Raw genomic sequence first — 18,499 nt, 5'->3', positions numbered from 1 at the left:
ATTAAGAAGCACCGCTTACGCCGGGCGGGCTAGCCCGCCCGGGCTGTTTATTTCCTTGCATGCGGACGTTCACTACCATGCTGATTGATCAGAAAATACCTCTAGGCCAGTACATCGCGGGCTTCGTTGAATGGTTGACGCAACACGGCGCCAACACCTTCGACGCAATCGCCGTGTCACTGGAAACGATGATCCACGGCGTGACTTTTGCGCTGACCTGGTTCAACCCGCTGGCATTGATCGGCCTCATCGCGCTACTGGCACACTTTATTCAACGAAAATGGGGGCTGACCGTTTTCGTCATCGCCTCCTTCCTGCTGATCCTCAATCTGGGGTACTGGCAGGAAACCATGGAAACCCTCGCCCAGGTGTTGTTCGCCACCCTGGTCTGCGTGGTCATCGGCGTGCCGCTGGGCATCGTCGCCGCGCACAAACCGATGTTCTACACCCTGATGCGTCCGGTGCTCGATCTGATGCAGACCGTACCGACCTTCGTTTACCTCATTCCTACCCTGACCCTCTTCGGTCTAGGTGTGGTCCCGGGTCTGATCTCCACGGTGGTGTTCGCGATTGCCGCGCCTATCCGCCTGACCTACCTGGGTATTCGCGATGTCCCGGAAGAATTGATGGACGCAGGCAAAGCCTTTGGCTGCTCGCGACGTCAGCTGCTCTCACGGATTGAATTGCCCCACGCCATGCCAAGCATCGCGGCCGGTATCACCCAGTGCATCATGCTGTCGTTGTCGATGGTGGTGATTGCGGCACTGGTGGGCGCCGACGGCCTGGGCAAACCCGTGGTCAACGCACTGAACACTGCTGATATCGCCCTGGGCTTCGAAGCAGGCCTGGCGATCGTATTGCTGGCGATCATGCTCGACCGTATCTGCAAACAACCCGACGCTAAAGTAGGGGGTGACGCATGAGCATTATTCGCTTCGAAGACGTCGACGTGATCTTCACCAAAGATCCGCGCGAAGCCTTGAAACTTCTCGACCAGGGCATGACCCGTAACGAGATCCTGAAAAAGACCGGGCAGATCGTCGGCGTCGAAAAAGCCAGCCTGGATATCGAGAAAGGCGAAATCTGCGTGCTGATGGGCCTGTCCGGCTCCGGTAAATCCAGCCTGCTGCGTTGCATCAACGGCCTCAACACCGTGAGCCGCGGCAAGCTGTTCGTCGAGCACGAAGGCAAGCAGATCGACATCGCTTCCTGCACCCCGGCAGAACTGAAAATGATGCGCACCAAGCGCATTGCGATGGTGTTCCAGAAGTTCGCCCTGATGCCATGGCTGACGGTGCGCGAGAACATCAGTTTCGGTCTGGAAATGCAGGGTCGGCCGGAGAAGGAACGCAAACGACTGGTCGATGAAAAACTTGAGCTGGTGGGCCTGACCCAATGGCGCAACAAGAAACCCAACGAGCTCTCCGGCGGTATGCAACAACGTGTGGGCCTGGCCCGCGCGCTGGCGATGGACGCCGACATTCTGCTGATGGACGAACCGTTCTCGGCCCTCGACCCATTGATCCGCCAAGGCCTGCAGGACGAACTGCTGGAGCTGCAAAGCAAGCTGAACAAAACCATCGTCTTCGTGAGCCACGACCTCGATGAAGCACTGAAGCTGGGCAGCCGTATCGCGATCATGAAAGACGGTCGGATCGTCCAGTACAGCAAGCCGGAAGAAATCGTTCTCAACCCGGCGGACGACTATGTGCGGACCTTTGTCGCCCACACCAACCCGCTGAACGTTTTGTGCGGTCGCAGCCTGATGCGCACCCTGGACAACTGCAAGCGCATCAACGGTTCGGTCTGCCTGGATCCGGGTGGCGATTCGTGGCTGGACCTGGCGGAAGGCAACACCATCAAAGGCGCACGCCAGAACGGTGCGAGCCTGGACCTGCAGAACTGGATCCCGGGGCAAGCCGTCGAAGGCCTGGGCCGTCGTCCAACGCTGGTGGACTCCAACATCGGCATGCGCGATGCGCTGCAGATTCGTTATCACACCGGCAACAAACTGGTGCTGCACGACAACAACAAAGTGGTCGGGATTCTCGGCGACAGCGAGCTGTATCACGCACTGCTCGGCAAGAACCTGGGGTAAGGCAACACACACAAAAACGCCGCGACAGGATCGCGGCGTTTTTGTTTGTGGATATCGGGTGATGCAGTGTTGAAGTTGAAGCCCCCATCGCCAGCAGGCTGGCTCCCACATTGAAATGCATTCTCTTGTGGGAGCCAGCCTGCTGGCGATGAAGCCGACGCGGTGCTTCAGACTGAAACACCGCGTCACTTACAACTTATTAGCTATAGACCCGGCCAAGGAGCTGCCGATGGCTTTCAAACTGATCGAGCACGTCACGAGTGATCTGATCCTGAGTGAAGCCCATCAGGTCGTAGTCCTGGCTGCCATTGTGCAGGTACACCTCGGCGCGGTAGTAACGGGCGCGAGGTTCATCGGCACTTTCAGCCGACACCGTGTCGCTCGCCGCTGCCAAATAACCGTCCAGGCTCACTTCGTAGACAAAAGGGTTGCCCTCTTCCATCTCGATGCGCACGCCCATGCAACGCTTGGACTTGCCCAGCAACGTTTGCACGTCCAGGCCTTTACCACGCAATTGCACCACGGCCTCTTCCAGCGCAGGGCTGACTTGCTTGTCCATGAAACGCTGAACGATCGACTGGTTCGGTTGCAGGTCCAGCTGAGTCAGACGCTCGCTGAAACCACGACGACCGCGCGCCGCCAGTTCCGCTTGCTCCTGTTCGATCTGCACGTCCTGGCGCATGGCCTTGTGCAAGCCGAACATGAAGAACACCAGCACCACCGAGAACGGCAGACCGGCCAGCACCACCATGGTTTGCATGGCTTCGAAGTTACCGGCGAACAGCAGGCCGATGGTCACCAGGGTGATCACAACGGACCAGAAGATTCGCAGCCAGTGCGGCGCATCTTCGTCGACGTTGCCGCCCTTGCACGAAAGGTTGGCCATCATCACCGCGCCGGAATCCGCCGGGGTCAGGAACAGCACGAAACCGACGAAAATCGACACGCCGATCACCACTTTCGACGCAGGGTAATGCTCAAGCAACTGGTAGATCGCCATGGACGGCTGTTCCAGCGCCGTCTTCCCGAGCTCCACCGCCCCGTGGTTCATCACCAGGTCCAGGGCCGAGTTACCGAAGATCGACAGCCACGCCAGGGTGAAACCCAACGGAATCAGCAGCACGCCGGCCACCAGTTCACGCACGGTACGACCACGGGAAATACGCGCGATGAACATGCCTACGAATGGGGCCCAGGAAATCCACCAGGCCCAGTAGAACAGGGTCCACAGGCCCAGCCAGCGGTCGGACTTCTCACTGTCGCCTTCATACACATAGAGGTCGAAGGTCTTCAGCACCACGCCGTTCAGGTAGTCACCGACGTTCTGCACGAAGCCGTTAAGCAGGTGCAAGGTCGGGCCGAACAGCAGCACGAAAATCAGCAAGCCGCTGAACAGCACGATGTTCAGGTTGGACAGACGACGGATGCCGTTTTCCACACCAGACACGGCGGCGATGGTCGCCACGGTGCTCATCACGATGATCACGATCAGCAGGTTGGTGTTGCTGTGTTCCATGCCGAACAGGTTTTCAAGGCCCGACGACACTTGCAGCGAACCAATCCCCAGGTTCGTCACCAGACCCAACAGGGTCACGAACATGCCGAAGCCGTCCACCGCGTGACCGGCAGCGCCTTTGACCCAACGCTCACCGACCAGCGGATACAGCGCCGAACGCAACGCCAACGGCTGGTTATGACGGTAAGCAAAGTACGCCACGGCCAGGCCGACCAATGCGTAGATCGCCCAGCCATGCAGGCCCCAGTGCAGGAAGGTCAGCTGTACCGCCTGACGCGCGGCCATGTTGCTGGCCGAAACGCCTTCCGGCGGATTGAAGTAGTGATCCAGCGGCTCGGACGCACCGAAGTACAACAGCGAGATGCCGATACCCGAGGAGAACAGCATCCCCGCCCAGGCGCCGTAGCTGAAGTCCGGGGTGTCGTCCTTGCTGCCCAGTTTGAGCTTGCCGTAGGACGAAAACGCCAGGCCGACCACAAATACCAGGTAAGCGGCGATCACCACCATGTAGTACCAGCCAAAGCTGCGGGACAGCCACGCCTGGGCGATACCGAGCAATCTGCCAGCCTCTTGCGGGGCGATGATCAGAATGGCGGTCAACAGCAGAATCAGCGCGGTAGAGGTGTAGAACACCCAACCGTTGACCGTCACCTTCTCGGGCGGGGTCTTTATTAGAGAGGCAGAACTCATGGCACAGATGCTCCAGGCAGTGCGAGAGAAGAACACAAGGCAGCGCGTTACCCGACCAATCGGTTAGTTGGCAGCCGACCGGCGGGTGATATAAAGACAACCCGAAAAAAGCCCGAAGCCCTTAAGCACCAGTGCGTAGGGGTTTCGAGCCGTTTTGGATGTCGGGTTATCGCCATTTACACGTAGGAAAAACCTGTAAGCAGCGACGATTTGTCGCAGATCTTATTCTTTGTTGATTGAACGTTCAATCAAAACAAAATAGACTGGCCCTCAATCCGATAGACGTTTTGCGTCTGCCGGAAGGCCTAAGGAGATGTGCAAGATGCCCAAGGTCGGTATGCAACCCATCCGCCGCCAGCAATTGATCGAAGCCACCTTGCTGGCCGTCGATCAGGTCGGAATGGGGGACGCCAGCATTGCGCTGATCGCCCGTTTGGCCGGTGTCTCGAACGGCATCATCAGTCACTATTTTCAGGACAAGAACGGCCTGATCGCTGCCACGGCGCAGTACCTGATGAGTGTCCTCAGCGAGAACGTCACCGCGCGCCGTCAGGCGCTGACAGATGCCAGCCCGCGGGCGCATCTGCAGGTGATCATCGAAGGCAACTTCGACGCCAGCCAGGTCAATGGCCCGGCAATGAAAACCTGGCTGGCCTTCTGGGCCACCAGCATGCACCACCCGTCTTTGCACAGGTTGCAGCGGATCAACGATCACCGTCTGTATTCCAACCTGTGCTGCCAGTTCCGCCGCGTATTGCCGCTCGATGACGCGCGCAGTGCAGCCCGGGGCCTGGCGGCGTTGATTGACGGTTTGTGGTTGCGCGGCGCGCTGTCGGGAGATGCTTTCGACACGGAACAGGCGCACCGGATCGCTTACGAATACATGGATTTCCAACTGGCCAAGCAGGTGAGTTAGAGCACACATAAAACGCTCAACCCCTGAACCGCCACTGACCAGCGTGCCAGCGCTATACGGCACGCCCAGTGGTCAACGCCAACCACTTATGCACTTGCGAGGACACTATGGCCCGTTTCGAACTGCAAAAACTCTACATCGATGGCGGTTACTCCGACGCCAGCAGCGACGCCACTTTCGAAGCCATCAACCCGGCTAACGGTGAAGTCCTCGCAAAAGTACAGCGTGCGACCAAGGAAGACGTTGAGCGCGCTGTAGTCAGCGCCGAAAAGGGCCAGAAAATCTGGGCTGCAATGACTGCCATGGAGCGTTCGCGCATCCTGCGTCGCGCCGTTGACATCCTGCGCGAGCGCAACGATGAACTGGCCGCCCTGGAAACCCTGGACACCGGCAAGTCGTTCTCCGAAACCAAGTATGTCGACATCGTTACCGGCGCCGACGTGCTGGAATACTACGCAGGCCTGGTCCCAGCCATTGAAGGCGAGCAGATCCCGCTGCGCACCACTTCGTTCGTTTACACCCGTCGCGAGCCGCTGGGCGTCGTGGCCGGTATCGGCGCGTGGAACTACCCGATCCAGATCGCCCTGTGGAAATCCGCTCCTGCCCTGGCGGCCGGTAACGCGATGATCTTCAAGCCAAGCGAAGTCACTTCCCTGACCACGCTGAAACTGGCCGAGATCTACACCGAGGCAGGCCTGCCAGCCGGCGTGTTCAACGTATTGACCGGCAGCGGCCGTGAAGTCGGCACCTGGTTGACCGAACACCCGCGCATCGAAAAAATCTCCTTCACCGGCGGCACCGACACCGGCAAGAAGGTCATGGCCAGCGCTTCCGCTTCGTCGTTGAAAGACGTAACCATGGAACTGGGCGGCAAATCCCCGCTGATCATTTTCGACGACGCCGACCTCGATCGCGCCGCCGACACCGCGATGATGGCCAACTTCTACAGCTCCGGCCAGGTCTGCACCAACGGCACTCGCGTGTTCGTACCGAGCCATCTGAAAGCCGCTTTCGAAGCCAAGATCGTTGAGCGCGTTGCGCGCATCCGCGTTGGCAATCCGGAAGACGAAAACACCAACTTCGGCCCGCTGGTCAGCTTCGCCCACATGGAAAGCGTGCTGGGCTACATCGCCAAAGGCAAAGAAGAAGGCGCTCGCGTGCTGTGCGGCGGCGGCCGTCTGACCGACGGCGAATTCGCTAAAGGCGCGTTCGTCGCACCGACCGTGTTCACCGATTGCACCGACGAGATGACCATCGTTCGCGAAGAGATCTTCGGCCCGGTGATGGCGATCCTGACTTACGAAACCGAAGAAGAAGTGATCCGTCGTGCCAACGACACCGACTTCGGCCTGGCCGCGGGCGTCGTCACCAAGGACCTGAACCGCGCTCACCGCGTGATTCATCAACTGGAAGCCGGTATCTGCTGGATCAACGCCTGGGGCGAGTCCGACGCGAAGATGCCGGTCGGCGGCTACAAGCAATCCGGTGTGGGTCGTGAGAACGGCATCAGCTCGCTGAACAACTTCACGCGCATCAAATCGGTACAGGTTGAGCTGGGCGATTACGCCTCGGTGTTCTAAGGCGATATCCGCTTCGCCTGCGAGGCCGTCATCGCCAGCAGGCTGGCTCCCACAGGAGTACGCATTCCAATGTGGGAGCCCGCCTGCTGGCGATCGAGTGCGCAGCACTCGCCCGACCTGACCAACTTCAAAGAGGGTGCATTCAATGTCCCAAGAATTCGATTACATCATCATCGGTGCCGGCTCGGCCGGTAACACCCTGGCGACCCGTCTGACTGAAGACGAAGGCGTCACCGTCCTGCTGCTCGAAGCCGGCGGCCCGGATTACCGCATGGATTTTCGCACGCAAATGCCAGCGGCCTTGGCGTTCCCGCTGCAAGGTCGTCGCTACAACTGGGCGTACGAAACCGATCCAGAGCCACACATGGACGGTCGCCGGATGGAATGCGGTCGCGGCAAGGGCCTGGGCGGTTCTTCGCTGATCAACGGCATGTGCTACATCCGCGGCAACGCGATGGACTATGACAACTGGGCCAAACTGCCAGGTCTGGAAGACTGGGACTACCTGAACTGCCTGCCGTATTTCCGCAAGGCCGAAACCCGCGACATCGGCCCGAACGACTACCACGGTGGCGAAGGCCCGGTCAGCGTGACCACGCCGAAAGCCGGCAACAACCCGCTGTTCCACGCCATGGTTGAAGCCGGCGTGCAAGCCGGTTACCCGCGCACCGAAGACTTGAACGGCTACCAGCAAGAAGGCTTCGGCCCGATGGACCGCACCGTGACGCCGAAAGGCCGTCGTGCTTCCACCGCTCGCGGTTACCTGGACGTCGCCAAGAAGCGCTCGACCCTGACCATCGTCACTCACGCCCTGACCGACAAGATCCTGTTCGAAGGCAAGCGTGCCGTCGGCGTGCGTTACCTGATCGGCGCCGCTGAAGAGCGCGTTGAAGTCCGCGCCCGCAAAGAAGTGCTGCTGTGCTCCGGCGCCATCGCTTCGCCGCAGATTCTGCAACGTTCCGGCGTCGGCCCGGCCGAACTGCTGAACAAGCTCGACATCCCGGTGGTCCACGACCTGCCAGGCGTCGGCGAAAACCTGCAGGATCACCTCGAGTTGTACCTGCAATACGCCTGCACCCAGCCGGTCTCGCTGTACCCGTCGCTGCTCTTGCACAACCAACCGGCCATCGGTGCCGAGTGGCTGTTCAACGGCACCGGCATCGGCGCCAGCAACCAGTTCGAAGCCGGCGGTTTTATCCGCACCCGTCCGGAATTCGAATGGCCGAACATCCAGTACCACTTCCTGCCGGTCGCGATTAACTACAACGGCAGCAACGGTGTGAAAGAGCACGGTTTCCAGGCGCACATGGGCTCCATGCGTTCGCCGAGCCGTGGCCGCATCCAGGCCAAGTCCAAGGATCCGCGCGAGTACCCGAGCATCCTGTTCAACTACATGGCCACCGAGCAGGACTGGCAGGAATTCCGTGACGGCATCCGCCTGACCCGTGAAATCATGCAACAGCCTGCACTGGACGCTTTCCGTGGCCGCGAAATCAGCCCGGGCATTGAAGTGCAAACCGATGAGCAGCTCGACAAGTTCATCCGCGAACACGCCGAAACCGCGTTCCACCCGTCCTGCTCGTGCAAGATGGGCACCGACGAGATGGCCGTGGTTGACGCCGAAGGTCGTGTGCACGGCATGCAAGCCCTGCGCGTGGTCGATGCCTCGATCATGCCGATCATCACCACCGGCAACCTGAACGCGCCGACGATCATGATCGCCGAGAAAATCGCCGACAAGATCCGTGGTCGCAAGCCATTGCCGCGCAGCACTGCCAGCTACTACGTGGCCGGTGACGCTCCGGTGAAAGGCAAGCCTCTGCGTGATGTGAGCGCGACAGCACGCTGATAGCCGCTCTGCAAAACCGCAAACCGCCACCTCTTCGGAGGCTGGCGGTTTTTTATTGCCTTGAATAAGCCACTCACCCTGTCCAGCCCGCAACAAAACTCGCAACACTTACAGGGGACTTCAAACTTAATAGTTGCATTAAGATCAGCGCCAAACAAAAACCTGAGTATCAAGGATGATAATGAATACCCACTATGCAAACCCAACTGTATCAGCCAGCTTATTCCGACAAGCAATAGCAAAAGAAACAACAATCACTCTGAACTTCAACTATCTCAGCGGCATGATCGAAGCGTGGTGGATGAAAAATCACGACCAGAGTATTCATGAGCTGAAAATCCAGCTAATCAATATCTTTGCAACCTACCTCCACCCGGAAGATGCCTACTATTTCGATAAATTAGGGCAAGCACACGACGGCGTGGCCGCCGTGTGCATCAAGAATATCTTCCACCTCGATTCACCCAGGCTGGCCCTGACGGTGCATGAAGCGCTCGCCGATTTGTTCCATCTGGTTGACATCAAATACGACTATGAAGAACACAAAGCCTTATATCTTAAACCGGCAGCAGAAAAATATCGGGAATGGGGAAATGGCTATGGAGATATCACACCGCATTCCGACGACTTGTATGAAAACCTCAGCGTGGATTTCCTGGCATTAACAGTTTGTCGAGACACTACTCATACGCCGACGGCTTATTACTTCCCCGCAAACTTGCTCTGCGATCTTGATAACGAAGACATTGAAACACTGCTTGGCATGCAAGCCAGGTTTATTTCAGGCAAAAACGTCAACGGTTCGAAAGAGCGAATTCGCAATGTCGTTGAATACGACGACCACTACGGCTACCGGTTCTCTCTGGACTTCCGGATCGACCCGCACAACGGTGAGCGGATGCGAGCGGTCAACGGCGGCCAACATGTCCTCGACAAGATAAGAGCCCAGTTGCCCACCGCCAGGCACAGTGTTTCGACAGCCGAGACCGGAACCTTCCTGATCGTGGCCAACCACAAGATCCTGCACGCGCGCCCCATGCTGAACATGAGTGAAGATGCCGTGCGCACCAAGGCCGCCACTTCAACACTGGCCACCACACCTCGCCTGCTGTTTCGCAGCAAAGGCCCCAGGAAACAGTATTACGCGCTGAATGCATCCGACTGTCCGCGGGAAACTTGCTGATGGTTGCTGGAAAACCGCCTTGTCATTCGTCAGCCAAGGTCTTCCAGGAAGGCGCGCGGGATGCGATCAGCTTCGGTGTCGCCTTCCTGTTTCTGTATTTGTCGATCGGGATGGTAGGCGCCGCACAGTCGTTAACCCTGGGGCAGACCCTGGCAACAACCCTGTTGATATTTTCTACGCCGCTACAGTTTTTGCTTCTGCAAAACTACAACGATGGCTGGCTGTTGATCCCAGTCATTCTGGCACTCAACGTGCGATTTCTGCTGCTCTCGGCCGCACTGGCGCCGTACCTGAAGCACGTTTCGACAAGCAACATACTGCCCTCGCTGATCCTGATAACGCCGTCGATATTCACGGCCTGCATGACCCGCTTCAAACAACGAACCGATCACCCCTTCACTTACATGCTCGGCGTGGGCCTGCCGATATTTGCCGTGTCGATTGTGTGTACCTGCATCGGCTTCATCGCCGCTGCCGGGTTGGCGTCGCCGGTGACTACGGCCGTGATGATGATGCTGTTGCCGCTTCAGTTCACCGCACTGGCCGGCAAACACTGGCCGCATTACGCCGAAGTGTCCAGCTACTGGCTGGGCTTCATCGGCGCGCCAGTGCTGGTGTTGTTCTTCAAGGATTACAGCTTGCTCATCACACCGTTTTTGATCGGTGGCGTGACCGTGCTGATTGAAAACGCCTGGACCGAACAAGGAGCGCGCAGCCAATGACAGTTTGGTTTTTGATCGGCTTTGCCGCCGTCAGCGCACTGGCGTTTCGCGCCCTGCCCTTTGCCTTTAAAAACACGACGGCACTGACGCGCACCCACGGTTCGTTTTATCGGTTTATCAACTACAGCGCACAAGCCATGCTGGGGGTGATCATTTATGACACGGCCTTCAACAAACAGGATGCGCCGAGCCTGATGCAACAGTTTGAAAGTCTGGATGCACTGAAGCTGATCCTGCTGCTGGGGACCTTTATTGTGGTCGCCAAAACCAGAAAAATACTTCCCGCTTTCCTGGCCAGCCTGATGATTTATCTGACGGCGGTCGTCTATCTCTATGGCGGGCAGTAAGCCCCGCCCCCTCTCACCACCGTAACCCATGCCATCGCGAGCAGATCACGACACGGTCTGCCCGCGAGCCTCGGCCTTCACGCTGATTAAATATTTCCTACGCAGCTCTGCGCTTGATCCTACCCCCACGCAGGCCTAATCTAGCGCCACGCAAACGTTTCACCCTCCCCTTCGCAACACCGCTGCATCGCCACTCCAGACCAAGGAGGTTCCTGAATGTTCGATTTCCACCCCCAGCTCAAGCAGCGCTTTGCTGCCTTGCGCACGGGCGCTGAATTCTTTTCTCTGCGATACGTGCGCGAGTCCGGCCAATACCTGTCGGTGCGCAAGAACGTTGCCGAACCTCCGAGCCTGAGCCGTGACGAAGGCGCGATGCTGACCGTTCGCGTCAACGGCGTTGAAGCCTACGCCGCGACCAACGACCTGTCGCCGCAAGGCCTGCAATCGGCGCTGGACCGAGCCGAGCAACAAGCTCGCCTGCTCAAGCCTCACGCGTTGCTCGACCTGCGTGAGCAGGCCGTTTCCAGCGACCGAGCCGACTATTTTTCGCCGAACTTCGACCAGCCCTTCCCGTCCCTGAGCGATTGCTACCAACTGCTCGGCGCCGAATCCGCGGCGGTGCCCAAGGACGAGCGACTGGTGAACTGGCAGGTCAGCATCGGCATCACCCATGTCGAGCAGATCTACCTCAACAGCGCCGGCGCCGAACTGCGCCAGGCCCAGCGTTTTGTCTATCCGGGACTCGATGTCACGGCCTACGATGGCAACGACAGCCAGACCCGCAGCCTCGGCCGCGAGAACTTCGGCCAGCAGGGCAGCGCTGATGTCATCAGCCGTTGTGGCCTGATCGGCGCCGGTCCAAAAGTTGCTGATCAAGCATTGCAATTGCTGCTCGCGCCGAACACGCCGCAAGGCCCGCGCGACCTGTTGCTGATGCCCGATCAGATGATGCTGCAGATCCACGAATCCATCGGTCACCCGCTGGAACTCGATCGCATCCTCGGTGACGAGCGCAATTACGCCGGCACCAGTTTCGTCAAGGCCGAAGACTTCGGCCATTTGCAGTACGGTTCGAAACTGCTGAACGTTACCTTCGACCCGGACATTCCCGAGCAGCTCGCCAGCTACGGTCATGACGACGACGGCACTGCCGCGAGCAAGCAATTCCTGATCAAGCAGGGCTTGCTCCTGCGTCCATTGGGCGGCGCACTTTCGCAGTTCCGCGCTGGCATGGACGGCGTTGCCAACAGCCGCGCCTGCGGCTGGAATCGCCCACCGATCGACCGCATGGCCAACCTCAATATCGAGCCCGGCGATCAGCCGCTGGAACAACTGATCGGCAACATCGAGCACGGTATTTTGATGAGCACCAACCGTTCCTGGTCCATCGATGATGCGCGCAACAAATTCCAGTTTGGCTGCGAATGGGGCCAGTTGATCGAAAACGGCGAACTCAAAGGCGTGGTGAAAAACCCGAACTACCGGGCAATTTCCGCGCAGTTCTGGAAGAGCCTCAGCGCCGTCGGCGACGCCAGCACCTTCAAGGTTCTGGGCACGCCGAACTGCGGCAAGGGCGAGCCGAATCAGGTGATCCGTGTCGGCCATGCATCACCGGCCTGCGTGTTCAGCAACGTGGATGTATTTGGGGGAGACGCCTGATGAGCACTTCAAAAAGTCAGGCTGATTCGTTCAAGGCCTTGGTCAACGGGTTGCGCGAGGCGATTCGCGAACCGGAGCAATTCACCCTCAGCTACGCCGCCGAGTCGTCGGCTTTCGTGCGTTTCAATCATGCCAAGGTGCGGCAGGCCGGGCAGGTGCAACAGGCGAGCGTCGGTCTCAAACTGATCAACGACGGTCGCCACGCTGACCTCGACATCACGCTGTCGGGCGATGCTCACGTCGACTCCCAGCGTCTGGCCGAAGGCCTGCAACAGTTGCGCGACACCCTGCCGCTGCTGCCGCAGGATCCGTACTTGCTGCTCAACTACACCGGCTGGCAAAGCAAGAATGTGCAGGAGCATCCGCTGCCGGACACCGAGCAGGTGGTCGCCGAAATCACCCGGGCCGCCGAAGGGCTGGATCTGGTGGGTTTCTACGCCGCCGGCCCGATCAGTCGCGGTTTCGCCAGTTCTTCAGGCGCGTTCGGCTGGCATCAGGCCAACAGCTTCAACTTCGACTTCAGCCTGTTTCATGCAAACGGGCAGGCGGTGAAAGCCAGCTACGCCGGCCATGACTGGAACAGCGAAGGGTTTGCCCGGCGCTTCCAGCAGGCGCGCGAGCAGCTTGAGTTCCTCGGTCGACCATTGCGTACGTTGGCACCGGGTCAGTATCGCGCTTACCTGGCGCCGGCCGCGCTGGAAGAAATCATGGGCATGTTGTCCTGGGGTGGCTTTTCGGCGCAGTCGATTGCCAGCAAGAGCAGCCCGTTGCAGAAACTCTATGCGGGCGATCATTCGTTCAGTCCGCTGGTGTCCCTTGACGAGCAAGTCAGCGGTTCGTTGAGCCCGGCATTTTCTGGCGAAGGTTATCCACGCAGTGACCTGAAGCTGATCGTCGAAGGCAAGGCCGGCGCGCAATTGGTCGGCTCACGCAGCGCCGCCGAATACGGCCTGACGGCCAACGGCGCCAGCGGCGGTGAATCGCCGACCGCGCTGAACATGGCGCCAGGCGCACTTGCCGATGCCGAGATCCTCAAGCAACTGGGCACGGGCTTGTACATCAGCAACCTCTGGTACCTGAATTACTCGGACCAACCGATGGCACGCATGACCGGCATGACGCGGTTTGCGACGTTCTGGGTCGAGAATGGCGAGATACAGGCACCGGTCAGCACCATGCGTTTTGATGACAGTGCTTACAGTTTGCTGGGTTCGCAGCTGGAAGCGTTGACCGAAGAGCGCGAGTTGTTGCTGTCGGCGAGCACTTACAGCCAGCGGGCCACGGCATCGGCGCTGTTGCCGGGCGCGCTGATCAGCAAACTGACCTTGACCCTGTAACCCCGCAAAACCCGTAACAACGCAAAACCTGTAACGACGCAAAACCTGTAGGAGCTGGCTTGCCAGCGATGGCGATCTGTCAGACAACACTTATGTTGAATGTGCCGGCCTCATCGCTGGCAAGCCAGCTCCTACAGGGATTGGGGAAACACCGAAATTCCTGCGACTCAAAACCTGAGGTCCCATGCCCAACCGCCCGCCTCTCGACGCTGTCACCGCCCGCTGGTTGCCGTGGGTCGTCGCTATTGCCTTCTTCATGCAGTCCCTCGACGGGACCATCCTCAACACCGCCCTGCCGGCCATGGCCCGCGATCTGGCGGAAGACCCGCTGCGCATGCAGGGCGTGATCATCGCCTACATGCTCACCGTCGCGTTGCTGATCCCCGCCTCGGGCTGGATTGCCGACCGCTTCGGCACCAAGAAAATCTTCTTCGGCGCGATCCTGCTGTTCAGCTTCGGCTCGTTGCTCTGCGCCTTGTCGAGCAGCCTGAGCATGCTGATCGGCGCCCGGGTGATTCAGGGCCTGGGCGGTGCGCTGATGCTGCCGGTCGGGCGACTGGTGGTGCTGCGGGCCTATCCGCGCTCGGAACTGGTGCGGATCATGGGTTTCATCACCATTCCCGGCCTGCTCGGCCCGTTGATCGGCCCGACCATGGGCGGCTGGATGGTGGAATACCTGACGTGGCACTGGATCTTCCTGATCAACCTGCCGGTCGGCGTCGTCGGTTGCTACGCCGTATGGAAATTCATCCCCGACCTGCGCGGCACTGAACGCACGCGGTTCGACAGCCTCGGCTTTTTGCTGTTTGGCGCAGCGATGGTGCTGATCACCATCGCCATGGAAGGCCTCGGCGAACTGCACCTGCCGCACCTGCGCGTGATGTTGCTGCTGTTCGGTGGCATGGCGTGCCTGGCGGCGTATTGGTTGCGGGCCGGGCACATCGACAATCCGCTGTTCGCACCATCGCTGTTCAAGACCCGCACATTCGCCGTCGGCATCCTCGGCAACCTGTTTGCCCGTCTCGGCAGCGGCGCACTGCCGTTCCTCGTGCCGTTGTTGCTGCAAGTGGCGCTGGGCTATTCGCCGTCGCAAGCGGGGATGAGCATGCTGCCGCTGGCAGCGGCGGCGATGGTCGCCAAGTCGGTGGCGCGGCCGCTGATCGAGCGCCTGGGTTATCGCATTGTGCTGACCGGCAACACCCTGGCGCTGGGGCTGATGCTGGCAAGCATGGGCCTGGTCAGCGAGCAGACGCCGTACTGGCTGCTGCTGGGCATGCTGGCGATTCTCGGCGCGATCAACTCGTTGCAGTTCACCGCGATGAACACCGTGACCCTGATCGACCTCGATGACGCCAGCGCCAGCAGCGGCAACAGCTTGCTGTCGGTGGTCGCGCAATTGTCCCTGAGCCTGGGCGTTGCATGCGCCGGTGCGCTGCTCGGCGGATTCACCGCGGAGATCGGAAACGACGGCGTGGACACGGTGCTGGGCGCGTTCCAACTCACGTTTGTGACCGTCGGAATCATGGCGATGCTGGCCGCGACGATCTTCTCGCAGCTGTCAAAGGAAGACGGACGGCGCGTCAAGCGTCCGGAAGAACACATCGAACCTTAGGGCCAATGGCCATGGGACTGGTACACTGCGCGACATTTTGTTTTGCAGGCCAGTCCCGTGACCACCATCGCCACCGCTTTTAATACTTTGCCGCTGTCCGCCGCCATGCTGGCTAACCTCGACTCCCTCGGTTATGCCCAGATGACGCCGATCCAGGCGCAAAGCTTGCCGGTGATCCTCAAGGGGATGGACCTGATCGCCCAGGCCAAGACCGGCAGCGGCAAGACCGCAGCCTTCGGTATCGGCCTGCTGAACCCGATCAATCCGCGCTTCTTCGGCTGCCAGGCGCTGGTCATTTGCCCGACGCGCGAGCTGGCTGACCAGGTCGCCAAGGAAATCCGTCGTCTGGCCCGCGCCGAAGACAACATCAAGGTCCTGACCTTGTGCGGCGGCGTGTCGTTCGGTCCGCAGATCGGCTCGCTGGAGCACGGCGCGCACATCATCGTCGGCACTCCGGGCCGCATCCAGCAGCACCTGCGCAAAGGTTCGCTGGTGCTTCACGGCCTGAACACGCTGATCCTCGATGAAGCCGACCGCATGCTCGACATGGGTTTCTACGACTCCATCGAAGAAATCATCGCCCAATGCCCGGAGCGTCGTCAGACCCTGCTGTTCTCCGCCACGTACCCGGTGGGCATCAAGCAGTTGGCCTCCAAGTTCATGCGCAACCCGCAGCAAGTGAAGGCCGAGGCGTTTCACGACGACACGCAGATCGAGCAGCGCTTCTACGAGATCTCTCCGGAAGAGCGCATGGACGCCGTGGTCAAAGTCCTCGCGCATCACCGCCCGGCCTCTTGCGTGGCCTTCTGCTTCACCAAGCAGCAGGTTCAGGAAACCGTCGATCACCTGACCGCCAAAGGCATCTCCGCCGTCGGCCTGCACGGCGATCTGGAACAACGTGATCGCGACCAGGTGCTGACGATGTTTGCCAACCGCAGTACTTCGGTACTGGTTGCCACCGACGTCGCCGCCCGCGGTCTGGACATCGATGCGCTGGACATGGTGATCAACGTCGAACTGGCCCGTGATTCGGAAATCCACATTCACCGCGTTGGCCGTACTGGCCGCGCCGGTGAAAAAGGCATCGCGATCAGCCTGGTCGCCCCGTCAGAAGCGCACCGCGCCCAGGCCATCGAGCAACTGCAGAAGTCGCCGTTGAGCTGGGATCAGCTGGACAACCTCAAGTCCCAGGGCGGTGGTCCGTTGCTGCCGCAAATGAGCACGCTGGTCATCGGCGCTGGCCGTAAAGACAAAGTGCGTCCGGGCGATATTCTGGGTGCGTTGACTGGCGATGCCGGCATTCCGGGCGCGCAGGTTGGCAAGATCGCGATTTTCGACTTCCAGGCGTTCGTCGCCGTGGAACGTGGAGTTGCCAAGCAGGCAGTGCAACGCCTGAACGACGGCAAGATCAAGGGCCGTTCGCTGCGCGTGCGTATCCTCTGATCACCTTGTAGGAGCCGGCTTGCTGGCGATGAACGATGACGCGGTCCGCCTGATGGACCGCGGCGCTTGCATCGTCGGAACGCCGCCCGCAGCAAGCCGGCTCCTACAGGTTTCATGTCGGTTTTGAAATTTTTGAGGACACCGTTTTGCGCTCTACCGAAGTCGTGATCATTGGCGCTGGCGCCGCAGGGTTGATGTGTGCGCTGACCGCCGCCGGGCGCGGGCGCAAGGTGATGTTGCTCGACCATGCGAACAAGGCCGGCAAGAAAATCCTGATGTCGGGCGGTGGCCGCTGCAATTTCACCAACATGTACACCGAACCGGGCAATTTTCTCTCGCAGAACGAACACTTCTGCAAATCCGCACTGGCGCGCTACACGCAGTGGGATTTCATCGGCATGGTCGCCAAGCACGGTGTGCCGTACCACGAGAAGAAACTCGGCCAGTTGTTCTGCGATAACAAATCCAGCGACATCCTCGAAATGCTGCTCAACGAGTGCGATCAGGTTGGCGTCAGCCTGCACCTGGACACGTCGATCCAGACCATCGAGAAGCTGGAAAGCGGCTATCTGCTGGACACCACACTGGGCCAGATCACCTGCGAATCCTTGGTGATCGCCACGGGCGGCCTGTCGATCCCGACCCTCGGCGCCACCGGTTTCGGCTACCAGGTCGCGAAGCAGTTTGGCCACGAACTGCTGCCGACCCGCGCCGGCCTGGTGCCCTTCACCATCACTGATCAACTCAAAGAGCTTTGCACCGAACTGTCCGGTACGTCGGTGGATTGCCTGGTGAGCTGCAACGATCAGAGCTTTCGCGAGAACATCCTGTTTACCCATCGCGGCCTCAGCGGTCCGGCGATTTTGCAGATTTCCTCGTTTTGGGAATCCGGCGACCCGGTAGAGATCAACCTGATGCCGGATCACGATGTGCCGAGCTGGCTGCAACAGCAGCAGGCCGAACGGCCGAACAGCGAGTTGAAAACCCTGCTCGGTGAAATCTTCACCAAGAAGATGGCCAACCTGCTGGCAGACAACTGGTTCGTTTCCAAACCGATGAAGCAATACACCCACGCGGAAATTTCCGACATCGCCGAGAAGCTGGCGAGCTGGAAAGTGGTGCCGGCCGGGACCGAAGGCTACCGCACCGCCGAAGTGACCTTGGGCGGCGTCGACACCAACGAAGTCTCGTCCAAGACCATGGAGTCGCTGAAAAGCCCCGGGCTGTACTTCATCGGCGAAGTGCTCGATGTCACCGGGCATCTGGGCGGCTTCAATTTCCAGTGGGCCTGGGCCTCGGGTTACGCGGCTGCGCAATTCGTCTGACACCCCGCTGTACCTGTAGGAGCGAGCCTGCTCGCGATGAGGCCATAACATTCAACAGAGTCGTTGACTGACAGTCCGCTATCGCGAGCAGGCTCACTCCTACAGTTGTGATGTGTTGTTCGGTAAAGGAACAGATTTTGCTGTCAGATGTGATCGGCGCCATTGCGTCGGCGTCATTACTGGCTCAATTTAGCGTCATTGCCTCGGAAGGCCCTCGCACTT

General features: G+C 59.7%; 14 protein-coding genes. 13 read left to right on the top strand and 1 reads right to left on the bottom strand.

The window, feature by feature from the left end:
* Positions 1-77 precede the first annotated feature (77 nt).
* Together choW and choV are read left to right on the top strand one after the other, a co-directional pair.
* The gene (choW, locus tag IB254_RS06095) at positions 78-923 is read left to right on the top strand and encodes a choline ABC transporter permease subunit (RefSeq protein WP_192416755.1); all 846 of its coding nucleotides are present in this window, start codon (positions 78-80) and stop codon (positions 921-923) included.
* Positions 920-2,098, top strand: coding sequence for a choline ABC transporter ATP-binding protein (choV, locus tag IB254_RS06090; RefSeq protein WP_008044794.1), 1,179 nt, complete (start codon positions 920-922; stop codon positions 2,096-2,098). Before choW ends, choV begins: the two co-directional genes overlap by 4 nt.
* Positions 2,099-2,297: 199 nt before the next feature.
* Here the strand turns inward: choV and IB254_RS06085 are convergent, their stop codons facing one another.
* Positions 2,298-4,247 (bottom strand): BCCT family transporter, encoded by a 1,950-nt coding sequence (locus IB254_RS06085; RefSeq protein ID WP_253405841.1) that lies wholly within the window; start codon positions 4,245-4,247, stop codon positions 2,298-2,300.
* A 379-nt stretch (positions 4,248-4,626) separates the two neighbouring features.
* Between IB254_RS06085 and betI the strand changes: the two genes are divergently transcribed.
* The 11 genes from betI (at position 4,627) to IB254_RS06030 (ending at position 18,277) form a co-directional block, all read left to right on the top strand.
* On the top strand, positions 4,627-5,220 hold the full coding sequence (gene betI / locus IB254_RS06080) for a transcriptional regulator BetI (protein WP_008033272.1): 594 nt from the start codon (positions 4,627-4,629) through the stop codon (positions 5,218-5,220).
* A 107-nt stretch (positions 5,221-5,327) separates the two neighbouring features.
* Positions 5,328-6,800 (top strand): betaine-aldehyde dehydrogenase, encoded by a 1,473-nt coding sequence (betB, locus tag IB254_RS06075; protein ID WP_008044788.1) that lies wholly within the window; start codon positions 5,328-5,330, stop codon positions 6,798-6,800.
* 145 nt (positions 6,801-6,945) lie between these two features.
* Entirely contained in the window at positions 6,946-8,649 is a 1,704-nt protein-coding gene (betA, locus tag IB254_RS06070) for a choline dehydrogenase (protein ID WP_192416753.1), read from the top strand.
* A 181-nt stretch (positions 8,650-8,830) separates the two neighbouring features.
* Positions 8,831-9,832, top strand: coding sequence for a hypothetical protein (locus IB254_RS06065; RefSeq protein WP_192416752.1), 1,002 nt, complete (start codon positions 8,831-8,833; stop codon positions 9,830-9,832).
* On the top strand, positions 9,832-10,554 hold the full coding sequence (locus tag IB254_RS06060; protein ID WP_192416751.1) for an AzlC family ABC transporter permease: 723 nt from the start codon (positions 9,832-9,834) through the stop codon (positions 10,552-10,554). The genes IB254_RS06065 and IB254_RS06060 overlap by 1 nt, the downstream gene beginning before the upstream one ends.
* Positions 10,555-10,565: 11 nt before the next feature.
* Positions 10,566-10,901 (top strand): AzlD domain-containing protein, encoded by a 336-nt coding sequence (locus tag IB254_RS06055; protein ID WP_259331664.1) that lies wholly within the window; start codon positions 10,566-10,568, stop codon positions 10,899-10,901.
* A 216-nt stretch (positions 10,902-11,117) separates the two neighbouring features.
* A complete protein-coding gene (locus IB254_RS06050) occupies positions 11,118-12,560 on the top strand; it encodes a TldD/PmbA family protein (RefSeq protein WP_192416749.1) in 1,443 nt (480 codons plus the stop codon).
* Positions 12,560-13,897, top strand: coding sequence for a TldD/PmbA family protein (locus tag IB254_RS06045; protein ID WP_192416748.1), 1,338 nt, complete (start codon positions 12,560-12,562; stop codon positions 13,895-13,897). Before IB254_RS06050 ends, IB254_RS06045 begins: the two co-directional genes overlap by 1 nt.
* Positions 13,898-14,081: 184 nt before the next feature.
* Positions 14,082-15,509, top strand: coding sequence for a multidrug transporter subunit MdtD (gene mdtD / locus IB254_RS06040; RefSeq protein ID WP_008033279.1), 1,428 nt, complete (start codon positions 14,082-14,084; stop codon positions 15,507-15,509).
* 105 nt (positions 15,510-15,614) lie between these two features.
* Positions 15,615-16,952 carry an ATP-dependent RNA helicase DbpA gene (gene dbpA / locus IB254_RS06035; protein WP_238541041.1) on the top strand — a complete coding sequence of 446 codons (1,338 nt, stop codon included), beginning with the start codon at positions 15,615-15,617 and terminating at the stop codon, positions 16,950-16,952.
* Between the two features lie 146 nt (positions 16,953-17,098).
* Entirely contained in the window at positions 17,099-18,277 is a 1,179-nt protein-coding gene (locus tag IB254_RS06030) for an NAD(P)/FAD-dependent oxidoreductase (protein ID WP_192416747.1), read from the top strand.
* Positions 18,278-18,499 lie beyond the last annotated feature (222 nt).

It is taken from the genome of Pseudomonas sp. PDM03 (assembly GCF_014852385.1).
Taxonomy (GTDB): Bacteria; Pseudomonadota; Gammaproteobacteria; order Pseudomonadales; family Pseudomonadaceae; genus Aquipseudomonas; species Aquipseudomonas migulae.
This window is presented reverse-complemented; position numbering and strand designations above follow the sequence as displayed.

Excerpts from the sequence above, each read along its gene's own strand:
- choW (WP_192416755.1), top strand. The coding sequence starts at position 78 with ATGCTGATTGATCAGAAAATACCTCTAGGCCAGTACATCGCGGGCTTC.
- choV (WP_008044794.1), top strand. The coding sequence starts at position 920 with ATGAGCATTATTCGCTTCGAAGACGTCGACGTGATCTTCACCAAAGAT.
- betI (WP_008033272.1), top strand. The coding sequence starts at position 4,627 with ATGCCCAAGGTCGGTATGCAACCCATCCGCCGCCAGCAATTGATCGAA.
- betB (WP_008044788.1), top strand. The coding sequence starts at position 5,328 with ATGGCCCGTTTCGAACTGCAAAAACTCTACATCGATGGCGGTTACTCC.
- betA (WP_192416753.1), top strand. The coding sequence starts at position 6,946 with ATGTCCCAAGAATTCGATTACATCATCATCGGTGCCGGCTCGGCCGGT.
- IB254_RS06065 (WP_192416752.1), top strand. The coding sequence starts at position 8,831 with ATGAATACCCACTATGCAAACCCAACTGTATCAGCCAGCTTATTCCGA.
- IB254_RS06060 (WP_192416751.1), top strand. The coding sequence starts at position 9,832 with ATGGTTGCTGGAAAACCGCCTTGTCATTCGTCAGCCAAGGTCTTCCAG.
- IB254_RS06050 (WP_192416749.1), top strand. The coding sequence starts at position 11,118 with ATGTTCGATTTCCACCCCCAGCTCAAGCAGCGCTTTGCTGCCTTGCGC.
- IB254_RS06045 (WP_192416748.1), top strand. The coding sequence starts at position 12,560 with ATGAGCACTTCAAAAAGTCAGGCTGATTCGTTCAAGGCCTTGGTCAAC.
- mdtD (WP_008033279.1), top strand. The coding sequence starts at position 14,082 with ATGCCCAACCGCCCGCCTCTCGACGCTGTCACCGCCCGCTGGTTGCCG.
- dbpA (WP_238541041.1), top strand. The coding sequence starts at position 15,615 with ATGCTGGCTAACCTCGACTCCCTCGGTTATGCCCAGATGACGCCGATC.